Raw genomic sequence first — 14,339 nt, forward strand, 5'->3', positions numbered from 1 at the left:
CTGTTCAGCCGAGCAGTGCGGTGGCGACGCGGCTGCGCGGACGCCCCAGCAGATCGGTCATCATCGCTCCCGCCGCGACGACCTCGTCCAGGTCGACCCCCGTCTCGATTCCCAGGCCTGACAACATCCAGAGCAGATCCTCGGTAGCGAGATTGCCCGTGGCCGACCCGGCGAACGGGCATCCGCCGATGCCGCCGGCGGAGGCGTCGAAACAGGCCACCCCCGACCTCAGACCCGCCGCAACATTGGCCAGCGCCTGGCCGTAGGTGTCGTGGAAGTGCAAGGCCAGCAGCTCCGGACCGATACCGGCTCGACCGTGCGCCGCGACCAGCTCCGCGACGTGCCCGGCGGTTCCCACGCCGATCGTGTCGCCCAGGGAGATCTCGGCGCATCCGCTGTCCAGGAGGGAGCGCGAGACCGACGCGACCTCGTCGACGGCCACCTCCCCCTCCCACGGGTCGCCGAAGCACATCGAGACATAGCCGCGCACCCGCATGCCCTCCCCGGAGGCCTCCTCGACCACTCGCCGGGCCGTCTCGAGGCTGTCATCGCGTCCCGCATTGAGATTGCGCCTCGCGAAGCTCTCCGTCGCGCTGACGAAGACCGCGATCGTCCGCGCCCCGGCAGCACGTGCCCGCTCCAGCCCACGGAGGTTCGGCACCAACACCGGATGGGCCTCCAGATCGGTGCCGAGGCCCGCCAGGACCTCGGCGGCGTCCGCGAGCTGCGGGATCCGGCGCGAAGACACGAAACTGGTGGCCTCGACCCAGGGCAGGCCGGCAGCCCGCAAGCGGCTGATGAAATCGATCTTGGCGGTGGAGGGCACGAGGGCGGACTCGGCCTGCAGGCCGTCTCGTGCCCCCACCTCGTAGACCGTCACCCTCCGCGGAAGCGCTGGATCGCGGTGGACCGTCGGATGCCGCCCGCTCATCCCAGCAACACCGGCACCGAGAGCACCGAGACGTAGTACGCCATGCACTGCACACCGACGTGCATGCCGATGACCTTGTTGAGCACACCGCCGACGAGGCCGACGGTCAGCATCACCACGACTCCCCAGAACCCTCCTTCGTAGAGAGCGACCACCAAGACGAGTCCCGCGAACGCTCCGACGACCGCCTCATGGCTCAACCGCTGGGCGACGAAGAAGGCCGCGCGACGGGCGTACCTGATGGTGAGCGGATAGGCCACCAGAGCCGCGGCCAGTACGCCGATCAGGCTGTACACCAGGAACTGTGAGGGGCTCAAGAGTGTATGCAGATTGTGCAACTCGCTCCCGTCCCCGCCGACGGAGAAGACCGGCGGGGCATTGAAGAGGGGCGCGGCCGCGCCGGCCGCGATCGGGCTCAACGGCAACCCGACGGCCACCAGCGGGATGAGGGTCTCGGCCAGATACGTCGAGTCGGTGACACCGTTACGGACCGAGATCACGCGGGTGAGGCGCTGGTAAGCGTGTTTGACCCGAGCGCCGACGATATCGCCGACCAGGATCGCCATCGCGAGCGGACTGACCACGAAGGTCAAACTCGTGACGCTGGCGGCGGCAACCGTCGTGGAGGCTTCCTTGCGATTGAGCACGCGGAGCGGGTTTCGCGCCGGACGCGACGAACCACCAGCGTCGGTCTCGGGTGCCAGCCAGAACGTGGGCCGCCGATCACGCAGCAGAGAGCCCCGGAGATGGGGCGAGGCCAGTCCGACCATGTCGACGATCATCGGTCCCACGGCCAGCCCGACGAAGAAGCTGATCGCCAGCGTCTTCCCGGTCTCGGCTGCGACGAAGGAGTTGAGCCCGGTGATCATCGCGGTGAGCGGCACCAGTGCTATCACCGACGCCCACCGGCCCTTCGACAGATAGGCGATCACGATGGCGATCAGCGGGAAGAGGTAGGGGATGACCTTCTTGATGTCCTCGGAGATCGTCGCGAGAGCGCTGGCGGCGAGCACGGATACCGGCACAGCGATCAAGGCCGCGAGCACCGCCGCGGAGATCATCTTGCGCAGGGCGATATGCGGTACGCCGAGCCGGCGCAGCGAGTTCGCCTCCTCCATCAGGGCGATGGCCATCGTGTCACCGGGAATTCCCAGCAGAGTGGTGGGGACCGCATGAGTCATATGCTTGGCCGCTGCCCCGGCGATGAAGAAGGTCAACACCCCGGCGGGCGGCACGCCGAGGAGGACGACCGCCAGTGTCAGCGGTGCGAGAGTGGCCGTCTCGTCGGTTCCCGAGACCAGGCCGAGGAGGGAGAAGATGACGGCGCCAGCGAGCCCCGCCGCCAGTGCGGTGAGGATGCCGTCGAGCAGTTCCGGATTCATCGCGTTCCTCCCGCAGCAGTGCTCGATCCGTCGATCGCTTCCGTTTCGCCACCCTGGGCGCTTTCGTCGATGGCGAGACGACGCTCGGCCTCCTCGAAGACCTCATACAGACCGATGCGTCGCAGCTCCTCGCGTCCTTCGTCGTCCAGGTCCGCCAGCCGGCCCATGCCGAGCGGCTGACGCGCAAGCTCAAGGGCTGCCTCGACCTGCTGCTCACGATCGAGGGTGCGTTCGCTGACGATCCGCTTCGGCTCGAAGAGTCGCGCGCTGATCAGCGCGGCGACCAGGCAAGCGGCCAGGCCGGCGAGCATCGCGAAGGTCTTGGCAAGGTCCTGATTGTCCATCGTCCCGGCGAATCCGCGGTGCGCCAGCAAGAAGGTGGGGACGGCGAGCCCGGCACCGAGCAGGACCGAGACCTTCACGTGACGTTCGCTGACGACGTCACCCCACACTTCCACCAGTCCTTCTTCGGTGGGGGATGTCGAGGATTCTTCCTCGGACATGATGTGCTTCCTCTCCATGACGCGACCCTCAGTGGCTCGCGATATCGACGAACAAGGTGCGGGTGCGGCTGTACTCACGGAGCGCCTCCACACCCTTCTCCCGGCCGTACCCGCTGTCGCGTGTCCCCCCGAATGGCAGCTCGACTCCACCTCCGGGCGCATAGCCGTTGACATAGCTCTGCCCGACGTCCAAAGACCGCGCTGTGCGCAACGCGCGGTCGATGTCGGTACACCAGACCGCTGCCGTCAAGCCGTAATCACTGTTGTGCGCGGCATCGATCGCCTCGGCATCCGAGGAGACGGGTGTCACCGCGAGCACGGGACCGAAGACCTCCTGCGAGAAGAGCTCGGCCGTCTGAGCCACCTGGTCGAACAGGACCGGCGGAACGAAGTAGCCACCGCCGGTAGCGGCCATCGGCGTCTGCGCGGCGACCACAGCCCCCTCGCGTTCGGCCCGGTCCACGAAACCCCTGACTCGTTCGGCCTGCGGCGCCGACACGACCGGGCCGACCGTCGGGTCCCCGAGTCCGGGTCCGATAGTGGCGGCCGTGAAGAAGGGCACGAGGGCTGCCACCAGATCGGCGTGGAGCGACTCGTGCACCACGACCCGTGTCCCCGCTGTGCAGGTCTGGCCCGCGTGCAGCAGCAGAGCCCGGGCGATGACCGGCGCGGCTCGGCCCAGATCAGCTCCCTCGAGGACGAGATGAGCGGACTTGCCGCCGAGTTCGAGGAGCGCCGGGCGGCCACGGTCGGCGCAGGCGGCCGCGACCACGCGGCCGGTGGCTACCGATCCGGTGAACGAGACGTGGTCGACATCGCGATGGGCAACCAGTGCTGACCCTGCCTCAGCACCCCCGGGCAGCACGTTCAGCACTCCATCGGGGATTCCGGCTTCGCGGGCGAGCCGGGCGTAGGCCAATGCCACCAGCGGCGCCTCGTCGGCGGGCTTGACCACGGCGGCGTTTCCGACCGCCAGGGCGGCTCCGACCGAGCGCGCGGTGATCTGGGCGGGATAGTTCCACGGCACGACATGACCGGTCACGCCATGCGGCAGCCGTTCCACGACGGCGAGTGAGCCGGGGCCGAGGGGGACCGAATCGCCGAGGAATCCCTCGACGACCGATCCATAGAACTCGAAGTATCGCGCCGCTGCCGCGATATCGGCTCGCCCCTGGGTCAACGGCTTGCCGGTGTCACGCGTCTCGAGACGAGCGAGCACCTCGGCATCTCTACGCACCAGCGCACCCAACCGGCGCAGTACGGCACCGCGTTCACCGGGCGGCCGCTCGGCCCACTGCGCCGCGGCCGCGCGGGCGGTGACGACCGCTGCATCGACCTCCTCGGGGGTGGCGCTCGCGACCGTGGCCAACGGTTCGCCGGTAGCCGGGTCGACCGTGTCCTTCCAGCGCTGGGGGTCGCGGACCGCTCCCCCGACGGCCAAGCCGAAACGTCCCGGCAGTCTCGTGCGGTGATCATCGAGAGCCGAGCGCAGCTCGTCAGGCGCAGGGGTGGATGACGACAGAGTGTTCATGGTGGATTCCTTCGGATTCAGCGGGCAGCCGGCCGTACGACGGGTTTGATCTCGCGCATCGAGACCATGGCGTCCATCGCGTCGGCGAGTGTGGAGAGGTCGTAGGTGTTCCCGAGCATGCGATCCCACGCGAACCGATCCTGGTAGCGGTCCAAGGCGGTCATCGCGCGGTGGTAGTCCCCGATGGCGCCGCTCATCGAACCGATCATGGTGACGCCACGGGTCACCACCGTCGCCACATCGACGGGTTGGGGTTGGCCGCCCAGCGTGCCGAGCAGGACGTAACGACCATGGCGAGCCATCAGTTGCACCCCCTCGCCCACTACCCCCGGGGCGCCGGCCAGCTCGAAGGCGACCGACGCGCCGCGCCCGGTGATCGACATGACCTGCTCCACGCGTTCGGCGGGGTCCGCCGAGGGATCGACCAGCACCGTATGCGTCGCTCCCCACTCCTCGGCGAGGTCGAGGCGTTCCTGCGGACCCCCCACCACCACGAGGCGGCGGGGGTCGTGGAGCGACAGCAGTGCCGTGGCGAACAGGCCCAGGGGGCCCGCTCCTTGCACGACGACAGTGTCGTCGCGGTCGATCGGCCCGGCGAGGTCGAGCGCTTTGACGACGGTACGCAGTGCGCAACTCCCTGCCGAGGCCCACGGCGACTCGACACCATCGGGCACCCGGACCCGCCCCGCGCCGGGGCGAACGATGCCGTACTCGGCGAAGCCGCCGGTGAAATGCGGAGGCACAGAGCAGTCATGGAGATAGCCGATGAACCGCTGTGCGCACAGCACGGGGGTCTGTTCGACCGTGCACTCATGACAGCGGCCACAGGACATATGCGCCCACACCACACGATCACCGACCCGCAACGGCTGGCCGACGCTGTCGACATCGGCTCCCGCGCCGATCTCGGTGATCCGCCCGGTCATCTCGTGGCCGAGGATCATCGGCAACTGCACGCCCAGGGACAGGTGGCCTTTCCAGGCGTGAACATCCGATCCGCAGATGGTGGCCGTATCGATCTCGACGACGAGTCCGCCCGGTTCCGCCGTGGGGCGGGCGAACTCCTCGATCGAGAAGTCTCCGCCGAAGGAATGCAGTACCGCTGCACGTCCGGTTGTCATGATGTGGCCTCCTGACCTTCCGTAGCCGATGCGAACAGCTCGGCGAGGATCTCCTGCGTGTGCTGGCCGAGCGCTGGTGCCGGGGTCATCGATACTCCCTGGCTGGCGGCGAGCGGACCTCGGGTCATGAGCACTCCGTCTTCTTCCACGAGCAGTCCCAGCGCGCGGGCCTGCTCGCTGGCCGCGGCCTCGTCCGGTCGCAGCACGGGGGCGACCAAGACCCGCTGCGCGCGCAGCCGGGCCACCACGTGGTCGACGCTCGTCAGGGCAACGGAACGCTGCACGATCTCTTCGAGTTCTTCGCGGCCTTCAACTCGTCCGGCATTGGTGGCCCACTCCGGCCCACCCAACTCCTCGGCGAGGTCGAGTGCCACGACGAGGCGCCGGAACATCGCATCATTGGTCGCCCCCAGCACCACGTGCCCGTCGGCGGCGGCGAAAGCGCGATACGGAACGATCGACGGATGCGCGCTCCCCCACGGCCGCGGCGGCGCGCCCCCCGCGGAGGATGCCGCGATGACCGTCCCGAGCGAACTGACGGCGGTGGCGTACAACGACACGTCGATACGTCGGCCACGCTGCGTCCGGCCGCGTTCGACCAGAGCCGCCAGAATGCCGTTGATCATCGTGAGACCTGTCGCGATATCGACCATGGCGACACCGAAGCGCACGGGCGCCGCGCCCGGCTCACCCGTGACGCTCATCAACCCCGACTCCGCTTCGACGATCACCTCGGTCCCCGCATCCGATGCCATCGGCCCGGTTCGGCCGAAACCGGTGATGGAGGCGTAGATGAGCTGGGGGTGGCGCGCCATGACCTGCTCGGCATCGAGCCCGAGACGCTCGGGAACGCCCGGTCGGAAGTTCTCGACCACCACATCTGCCGAAGCGAGCAACCGATCGACGGTTCTGCGACCCTCCTCGACACTCAGATCGACCTCGATGCTGCGTTTGCCGCGATTCACCGCGTGGAAGTACGCACTGGAGTGATCGATGAAGGGCGGGCCCCACGCACGGGTCTCATCACCGATCCCGGGCATCTCCACTTTGACGACATCGGCGCCCAGCTCAGCCAGGGTCATGGTGGCGTAGGGGCCGGCCAGCACTCGGGTGAAGTCGATGACCCGCACCCCGGCGAGTGGCTGGAAGTCGGACGACGAGGCGGCGTTGACGGCGTGGATATCGGGGTCCGCATCGGGGCGGGCGAGGGCTGAACTCATCACTCACTCTCTTGGTCCCGCAGGACGCTGTCGGGGGTGTCAACTGTCACATCGACGATGTAACCGCCGTCACGCTACGCCCTCTCGTTGACACTCTGCACGCCTCAATATGCATGAATTAATGCGTGCAGTGGGACAATCACACGGTGACCGCGCCCGATCTGGATCTCCGTTCCGCCCGTCTCGTGCTGGAGGTCGCCGAACACCGCAGCTTCACCGCAGCTGCGGAGGCAGCCCACCTCTCGCAGAGCGCCTTGAGCCGCGCCGTCAACGACGTCGAGAGGCGTCTGGGCGTGCGTCTCTTCGACCGCACGACCCGGTCGGTACGCGCCACACCCGCCGGCACCGAGTTCGTGCGGATCGCTCGTCGGATGGTGAGCCAGCACGAGCGCGACATGCGCGAACTCGCCCTCTACCGCGATGGCCTCGGCGGGATCGTGCGCATCTCATCGCTCCCGTCAGTGGCCGCCACCATGCTGCCGGGCATCGTCGCGCGGATGCGCACCAGCGCCCCTGACGTCACCGTCGACATCCATGACACCCTTGCGCATGACGCGACCGAGGACCTGCTCGCCGGACGAGCCGACCTCGCCATCACCAGCGACGACGACCTTCCCGAGTCGGTCGTCTTCCTCCCGCTCTACAGCGACAGCTTCCACGCCGTCCATCCCCGCGACCACCACTTCAGCGCTCACCCGACGGTGAGCTGGCATGCGCTGGCCGCCGAGCCGATGGTCGCCTTCGGCCCGGCCGCCAGCCTGCGCGCACTCACCGATCACACCTTCGAGGCTCTCGGCACGCGACCACAGGAGGTACTGGAAGCTCAGAACCTCGCGGTCATCGCGGGCCTGGTGGCCGCTGGACTCGGGGTCGCGGCAGCACCCGAGACCGTGCTGCCGCTGATGTCCTTCGCGGGCCTGTCGACGACACCATTGGTCGACCCGCGGGTCGATCGTCGCCTCGGGATCGCGCGCGTCGCGGACCGCTCGCTCTCCCCCGCCGCAGAGCGGGTCACTCGGATGCTGACCGAGCTCACGACCGATCGGCGCCGGCGGGCGGAAGGGGCACCGTCGCATCGGTGAGATGCTCGAGATACGCCGCAAACTGCTGCAGGTCGTCGAGATCCCACTCGCTCAACGCGCGCTGCATGAGGATCCGGCTCGACGGCCCGATGGCCGCGAGCCGCTCGTGGCCGTAGTCGGTGAGCGCGACGATGCGCGACCGGCGGTCCGATGCCGAGGCCGTCACCTCCACGAGCCGCAGGTCGACGAGCTGGCGGACCTGCCGGCTCGTCGAGCTGGGGTCGACCTCGAGGCACTCGGAGAGCTGACCGGCCGACTGCGCGCCGTGGCGCTCCAGCATCCGCAGGATCCGCAGCCCGAAGGGCTGCAGATTCTCGTCGACCTGGCCCGCGGCGTCGCGCAGGATGACCCGGACGCGGCTACCCAGGGCGCTCATGGCGTCCTCGACCGCCACGACCGCTTCGGCGACCCGCGGGTCGGCTTGGGCGAGCGGATCGGGCGTCGGCATGTTCACGACCTCATTGTCGCGGGCGACGCCTCATCGTCGTCCACCCGGCGCTCCTCGGTCTTCTGCGGTCCTTCGATACCCGCCATGTCCGCGGCGACCTCTTCGGCCTGCGCGCGGGCCTGGACCGCCGTCAACGTGCCGAGATCCTGCTTGGGCAGCAGCGCGATCGCGATGAGCGCCACGAGCGCGAGCGGCACGGTGAGCAGGAAGACGTGCCCGATCGCCGATCCGTAGGCATGCTCCACGACGCTCGCGATCGAGGGTGGGAGGTCGGCGATCTTGGGCACGGTGCCGCTGCCGAGCGCCTGAGCGGCCTGCGCCTGCTGCTCCGGATCGAGGGTGGCGAGGCCTTCGGCGATGCGGTCCTTGACCTGCAGCGCGAGCACCGATCCGAGCACGGACACTCCCGCCGTGCCACCGATCGTGCGGAAGAAGGTCACCGCGCTCGTCGCGACGCCGAGGTTCTCCACGGCGATCGAGTTCTGGACCACGAGGACGAGGTTCTGCATGAGCATGCCCAGGCCTGCTCCGAGCACCAGCATCGCGAGGGAGACGAACCACATCGGCGAGTCACCGTCGAGGCGACCCAGCATGACCGAGCCGACGATCGCGGTGACGGCGCCGGTGACCATGACCGGCTTCCAGCGGCCGGTGCGGGTGATGACCTGGCCGAAGACCGTCGACGCCGTGAACAGACCCACCATCATCGGGATCGTGAGGAGCCCGGACTCGGTCGGCGTCGCGCCACGCGCGAGCTGCATGTACTGGGCCAGGAAGACGGCCGTGCCGAACATCAGGACCCCGACCGCCAGGCTGGCGATCACCGTGAGGGTGAACGTGCGATTGCGGAACATCGTCATCGGCACGAGCGGGTTGGCCACGCGCAGCTCGGTGACCACGGCCAGCACGAGCAGCAGCACCGAGCCGCCCACCATCCAGGCGGTCTCGACCGACGCCCAGGCGAAGTTGTGGTCGACCAGGCTCACCCAGATGAGCAGCATCGAGATGCCGGCGGTGATGAACACGGCGCCGAGGTAGTCGATCTTCGGCTTGGGGCGGTCGTGCTTCGGCAGATGCAGCGTCAGCTGCAGCATGATCAGTGCGGCGATCGCGACCGGCATCGCCACGAAGAAGTTCCACCGCCAGCCGATGGCATCGGTGATGACGCCGCCGAGCAGCGGGCCGCCGACCGAGCCGACCGCCATGACGGCCCCGAACAGGCCCGCATAACGACCGCGCTCCCGCGGGGAGATGATGTCGGCCAGGATGATCTGGCTCAACGCGGCGAGACCACCGGCCCCCAGTCCCTGGACGACGCGCGCCCCGATGAGGAAGTCGGTGCTGTGCGAGAAGCCGGCCGCCGCCGAGCCGAGCACGAAGATCGTCAGCGCGAGCTGGATCAGCAGCTTGCGGTTGAAGATGTCGGCGAGCTTGCCCCAGACCGGGGTCGACACGGCCATCGCCAGCATCGTCGCCGTCACCACCCAGGTGTACGACGATTGGGATCCCCCGAGGTCCGCGATGATCAGCGGCAGTGAGGTGGAGACCACCGTCCCCGCGAGGATCGACACGAACATTCCCATGAGCAGACCGGACAGGGCCCGCAGGACTTCACGATGCGTCATCGATGGCGCCGTCGACTCAGCCAAAGCACACTCTTTTCAGTAGTTGATCAAGATCAATAATTGACCTTTGTCAACCATACGCCGCGACGCCCCTCCCGCCAAGTGCGATGAGGATGACGTGGACCACGCCCATCGGCGGTGCTCACTGCACGAGCTTGAGCCCGATGATGCAGCCCACGAGGCCGAGCAGCAGCAGGATCTTGGCCAACGACACCGGCTCGACGCCGGTCGCCATCGCGTAGATCACGGTCAGGCTCGCGCCGACTCCGACCCAGACCGCGTACGCGGTGCCCGTCGGCAGATCACGCATCGCCCAGGCCAGGCCGCCCATGCTGATCACGACCGAGACGCCGAAGACCACCGTGGGAACCAGACGGGTGAACCCCTCGGACCTGCCGAGCGCCGTCGCCCAGACGGCCTCGAAGACACCGGACACCACGAGAATCAGCCACGACACGACCATCACTCCCTCGATGGCCGTCTTGTCGCACTCCGGGTACGGCTCTCCTCGTCCGGGGACCGGGAAGGTCCTGACCCCAGGATGGCACATGCGGCCCACGCGGCCGCCTCGCGTTCGGCGAGCCCCGTCTTGGCGCTGACCGTAGGGTCGGATCGTGAGTACGACGACCCCGGCTCCACGGCTGAGACTGCTTGACGGACTGAGAATCGCCGCCGCGATCGGGGTCATCCTCTATCACTACACGGGCCGCTACCCGAGCCAGGTCGAGGACTTCGGGTGGTTCGCCCACGTCACGACCTATGCCGCCGTCGGCGTCTACCTGTTCTTCATGATCAGCGGTTTCGTCATCCTCATGACCGCCTGGGGACGAGACCTGCCGAACTACATCGGCTCACGGGTGGGCCGGCTGTTCCCGACGTACTGGGCCGCCGTCCTCATCGCCGGCCTCATCGTCTTCGCGCTCCGTCCCTCCTTCCCGGCCGATCCGGCGGAGGATCTGGGATGGGACGACTGGGCGCTCAACTTCACGATGGTGCACTCCGCCTTCGGGGCGGAGAATATCGACGGCATCTACTGGACGCTCTACATGGAGCTCAAGTTCTACGTGCTGATCGCCCTGTTCATGCTCATCGGCATCACCCGGCACCGGATCCTCGCCTTCGTCCTGATCTGGCCGGTCCTCGGCGCGCTCGCCCAGCAGAACGGCGGAGACGTCCTCGCCGAGATCCTCATGCCGCACTACGCACCGCTCTTCGCGATCGGCATGGTGCTCTACCTCGTCCACCTCGACGGCCGGTTCCGGCCGGACACGACCCTGGCGCTCGGCTTCAACCTCGCCTTCATGGCCTATCAGAGCAACGGCCCGTACGCGGCGTTCATGACGCGCACGGACGACATCACCGCCAGGGGCGGGATCATCGCGGTGATCCTGCTGCTCGGCGTGGTCATGATCTGGGCCTTCTCGTGCACGCGACTGCAATACGTCCGCTGGGGGTGGCTGACCACGGCCGGGGCCCTGACCTATCCGCTCTACCTCATCCACGAGCGTCTGGGCTGGTACGTCATCGAGGTGCTCCATCGCCACGACTGGGCCGCGTGGCCGGCCATGCTCGCCGCCGTCGCCGTGGTGTTCCTCGCGGCCTATCTCCTCTACCGATGCGTCGACGTGCCCTTCAGCGGCCGGCTGCGCCGTGCCGTCGAGCATCAGCTCCGCTCTCTCGTCCCCGCGTCGAGGGATCGCTGAGATGACCCGGCTGCGTCGGGTCTCGGCGTCCATGCCGGGGTGGGCGCGGGTCCGTCACGGCCGGGGCTTCCGCTACCTCGACGAGAACGGACGGGCGCTCGCGGGGATCGACGTCGAACGGTGCAAGAAGCTGGTCATACCGCCGGCTTGGAGCGAGGTGTGGATCTGCCCCGTCGAGAACGGACACCTCCAAGCCACCGGGACCGACGATGCCGGGCGCCGGCAGTACCTCTATCACCCGACGTGGCGTGAGCATCGCGACCGGGAGAAGTTCGCGGGGATGCTCGACTTCGCCGAGGCGCTGCTGCGTCGGCGACGCGTCGTCCGTCGCCAGCTTCGCGAGGCCGAAGGACTGCAGAAGGCGCAGGCCGCCGTCTTCGCGCTGCTCGACCTCGGCATGTTCCGCGTCGGCTCCGACCGCTACGCCGATGAGAACGGATCGTTCGGCCTGACCACCGTGCGCAAGGAGCACGTCCACACCTCGCCCGACGGCCTCGTCTTCGACTATGCCGCGAAGTCCGGGCAGGAGGTCAACGTCACCGTCAGCGATGCGCTCATCGCCGACGCGCTCCTGCCCATGCTGCGGCGCCGCAGCGGCGGCGAGGAGCTGCTGGCATGGCGGGACGGCTCCGGTTGGCACGATCTCAATGCCGAGCATGTCAACGACTACATCAAGCAGGTCCTGCGCGGGGACTTCTCCGCGAAGGACTTCCGTACCTGGCGAGGCACCGTCATCGCCGCCCTCTCGCTGGCCCATGCCGACACGTCCACGGCCACGTCCCGGCGACGTGCGGCGCCGGCGGCCATGCGTGAGGTGGCCGAGCATCTGGGCAACACGCCGGCCATCGCGAAGTCCTCCTATGTGGATCCGCGGATCGTCGACCTATTCGAGCAGGGCGTCACGCTCGATCCGCGCCACCGGATCCCCGCGCCGGGTCAGTCGGTGACGTCCTCGGCGGAGCGGGACCTGCTCGCGATCCTGGCCACCGCGTAACGGTACTTCCACACGCTGTAGCCCAGCAGGAACCAGGCGATCGCGGCCGAGAGGAACATGCCGATGGCCGTCACCGGACCCCCTGCGGGCAGTCGCGGACCGAACTCGAGCCCGAAGACCGAGAACTCCGGGATGAGGATGTCGGACCACCACACGACCCCCACCGCGAACACGCAGGCCGCACCGAGCGCGCTGAGGATGATCCGCGGCCAGGTGGCCACCCCGTACCGGGCCGCTTCGATGGCCCTGGCGTGCAGCGGCTCCAGGGAACGGCGGGCCCAGTGATAGTGCCGGGCGAGCAACGCCACGCCGGCGACGAGCCCGAGCAGTCCCGGACCGGGCAGGACGAGCATGAAGAGTCCCAGCACGACCAGCGTCCAGCCCAATACCTCGCTGCCGGTGCGGTGGAACCATCCGAGCAGGCGAGGACGCAAAGCCATGACGACAGCATGCCAGGCGAAGCTGAGGGGATGCGAAGAGAACGCTCTGCCCCGACGATGGACGGGTGTCCTCCGCCTCCCGCGTGTACCGACTGCTCAGCGACGCCCTCGGTTTCGAGGTGCCCCTACGTATCCGGCTCTGGAACGGCCAGGAGCACGGCCCCGCGGACGCGCCGCTCGTGGTGCTCCGTTCTCGCCGGGCCGTACGGCATCTGCTCTACCGGCCCGGGGAGCTGGGGGCGGCGCGCGCCTACGTCACCGGTGAGCTGGACGTCGAGGGGATGGAGCTCGCCGACGCCCTCCGCCACGTGTGGTCGGCCGTCGACGAAGCTCGCGCCCGGGATCCACGCGCGGCGCGGCTCCGCGTCCGTCCCGGTACCGTCGCACGCGCCGCCGTCCTCGCCCTGCGCCTCGGGGCGATCGGCCCTCGCCCCGCTCCCCCGGCGGCCGAGTCGGCACTGACCGGCGAGGTGCACTCGGCCGAGCGCGACCGTGCCGCGATCTCCCATCACTACGACATCTCCAATGAGTTCTATCGCCTGCTCATGGACGAGACGATGGCCTACTCGTGTGCCTACTTCTCGGCGGAGGGCATGACCTTGGCCGAAGCCCAGCGGGCGAAGCTCGACCTGGTGTGCCGCAAGCTCGGCCTGCGACCCGGCATGCGTCTGCTGGACATCGGTTGTGGGTGGGGCTCGCTGACGCTGCACGCCGCCGAGCACTACGGGGTCACCGTGACCGGAGTGACGCTCAGCAGCGAGCAGCGCGATCACGTCACGGCGGTCGCCGCCGAGCGGGGCGTCGGAGACCGGGTGGACGTGAGCCTGCGCCATTACCGCGATCTGGCGCTGGAGGCCGGCAGCGTCGACGCGGTCTCCTCGATCGAGATGGGCGAGCATGTCGGAGACGAGGAGTACGTCGACTTCGCCGGCGCCATCCACCGCTATCTGCGTCCGCGCGGGCGAGCCCTCGTGCAGCAGATGTCACGCAGCGGTGAGCACCCCGGCGGAGGCCCCTTCATCGAGACGTACATCGCGCCGGACATGCATATGAAGCCGCTGCACCGCACGCTGGAGCTCTTCGCGGGAGCCGGTCTGGAGATCCGCGATGTCCAGGCCCTCCGCGAGCACTATCCGCGGACGGTGGCCTTCTGGGCGGACAACCTGGAACGCCGCTGGCACCAGGCCGTCGACCTGCTCGGGGAGGAGACCGCACGCGTGTGGCGGCTCTACCTGGCGGGCGGAGCGCTGGCCTTCGAGCAGAACCGCATGGGTGTCGATCAGCTCCTCCTGGTCAAGCCCGCCGGCGACGGGTCGAGCGGGATGCCCGCGACCCCGCTCGACTGGCTCACCTGAGCAG

General features: G+C 68.5%; 14 protein-coding genes and 1 riboswitch. Of the genes, 4 read left to right on the forward strand and 10 right to left on the reverse strand.

Features of this window, described 5'->3' with window-relative positions; genetic code table 11:
• Positions 1-4: 4 nt before the first annotated feature.
• From JL108_RS01855 to JL108_RS01880, 6 genes are read right to left on the reverse strand one after another with little or no spacing between them, the layout of a single operon-like run.
• Positions 5-931, reverse strand: a complete 927-nt coding sequence (locus tag JL108_RS01855) for a hydroxymethylglutaryl-CoA lyase (protein ID WP_205196635.1) — start codon at positions 929-931, stop codon at positions 5-7.
• Entirely contained in the window at positions 928-2,313 is a 1,386-nt protein-coding gene (locus tag JL108_RS01860) for a tripartite tricarboxylate transporter permease (protein ID WP_205196636.1), read from the reverse strand. Before JL108_RS01860 ends, JL108_RS01855 begins: the two co-directional genes overlap by 4 nt.
• Positions 2,310-2,834, reverse strand: a complete 525-nt coding sequence (locus tag JL108_RS01865) for a hypothetical protein (RefSeq protein ID WP_205196637.1) — start codon at positions 2,832-2,834, stop codon at positions 2,310-2,312. Before JL108_RS01865 ends, JL108_RS01860 begins: the two co-directional genes overlap by 4 nt.
• 10 nt (positions 2,835-2,844) lie before the next feature.
• Positions 2,845-4,347 carry an aldehyde dehydrogenase family protein gene (locus tag JL108_RS01870; RefSeq protein ID WP_205196638.1) on the reverse strand — a complete coding sequence of 501 codons (1,503 nt, stop codon included), beginning with the start codon at positions 4,345-4,347 and terminating at the stop codon, positions 2,845-2,847.
• A gap of 17 nt (positions 4,348-4,364) precedes the next feature.
• On the reverse strand, positions 4,365-5,468 hold the full coding sequence (locus JL108_RS01875) for a zinc-binding dehydrogenase (protein WP_205196639.1): 1,104 nt from the start codon (positions 5,466-5,468) through the stop codon (positions 4,365-4,367).
• On the reverse strand, positions 5,465-6,688 hold the full coding sequence (locus tag JL108_RS01880) for a CaiB/BaiF CoA-transferase family protein (RefSeq protein ID WP_205196640.1): 1,224 nt from the start codon (positions 6,686-6,688) through the stop codon (positions 5,465-5,467). The genes JL108_RS01875 and JL108_RS01880 overlap by 4 nt, the downstream gene beginning before the upstream one ends.
• A gap of 146 nt (positions 6,689-6,834) precedes the next feature.
• Here JL108_RS01880 and JL108_RS01885 point away from each other — a divergent pair, with 146 nt between their 5' ends.
• Positions 6,835-7,770 carry a LysR family transcriptional regulator gene (locus tag JL108_RS01885; protein WP_205196641.1) on the forward strand — a complete coding sequence of 312 codons (936 nt, stop codon included), beginning with the start codon at positions 6,835-6,837 and terminating at the stop codon, positions 7,768-7,770.
• On the opposite strand, the gene JL108_RS01890 is transcribed toward JL108_RS01885, so the two are convergent.
• From JL108_RS01890 to JL108_RS01900, 3 genes are all read right to left on the reverse strand, one after another.
• Entirely contained in the window at positions 7,721-8,218 is a 498-nt protein-coding gene (locus JL108_RS01890) for a MarR family winged helix-turn-helix transcriptional regulator (RefSeq protein WP_240190535.1), read from the reverse strand. The genes JL108_RS01885 and JL108_RS01890 overlap by 50 nt on opposite strands.
• Before the next feature lie 2 nt (positions 8,219-8,220).
• Positions 8,221-9,843 carry an MDR family MFS transporter gene (locus JL108_RS01895; protein WP_205196643.1) on the reverse strand — a complete coding sequence of 541 codons (1,623 nt, stop codon included), beginning with the start codon at positions 9,841-9,843 and terminating at the stop codon, positions 8,221-8,223.
• A gap of 142 nt (positions 9,844-9,985) precedes the next feature.
• A complete protein-coding gene (locus JL108_RS01900) occupies positions 9,986-10,306 on the reverse strand; it encodes a multidrug efflux SMR transporter (RefSeq protein ID WP_143911314.1) in 321 nt (106 codons plus the stop codon).
• A 9-nt stretch (positions 10,307-10,315) separates the two neighbouring features.
• Positions 10,316-10,378: riboswitch (guanidine-III (ykkC-III) riboswitch) on the reverse strand.
• A gap of 79 nt (positions 10,379-10,457) precedes the next feature.
• Here JL108_RS01900 and JL108_RS01905 point away from each other — a divergent pair.
• Positions 10,458-11,546 (forward strand): acyltransferase, encoded by a 1,089-nt coding sequence (locus JL108_RS01905; protein ID WP_185972919.1) that lies wholly within the window; start codon positions 10,458-10,460, stop codon positions 11,544-11,546.
• Position 11,547: 1 nt separating this feature from the next.
• Positions 11,548-12,540 (forward strand): DNA topoisomerase IB, encoded by a 993-nt coding sequence (locus JL108_RS01910; RefSeq protein ID WP_205196645.1) that lies wholly within the window; start codon positions 11,548-11,550, stop codon positions 12,538-12,540.
• Here JL108_RS01910 and JL108_RS01915 read toward each other — a convergent pair.
• Positions 12,483-12,980, reverse strand: a complete 498-nt coding sequence (locus tag JL108_RS01915; protein ID WP_143911311.1) for a PGPGW domain-containing protein — start codon at positions 12,978-12,980, stop codon at positions 12,483-12,485. The two genes, JL108_RS01910 and JL108_RS01915, sit on opposite strands and share 58 nt — an antisense overlap.
• Before the next feature lie 65 nt (positions 12,981-13,045).
• Here JL108_RS01915 and JL108_RS01920 point away from each other — a divergent pair, with 65 nt between their 5' ends.
• Entirely contained in the window at positions 13,046-14,335 is a 1,290-nt protein-coding gene (locus JL108_RS01920; protein ID WP_205196646.1) for a cyclopropane-fatty-acyl-phospholipid synthase family protein, read from the forward strand.
• Positions 14,336-14,339: the final 4 nt, after the last annotated feature.

The organism is Aeromicrobium sp. YIM 150415 (genome assembly GCF_016918125.1).
In the GTDB taxonomy this organism is placed as follows: Bacteria; Actinomycetota; Actinomycetes; order Propionibacteriales; family Nocardioidaceae; genus Aeromicrobium; species Aeromicrobium piscarium.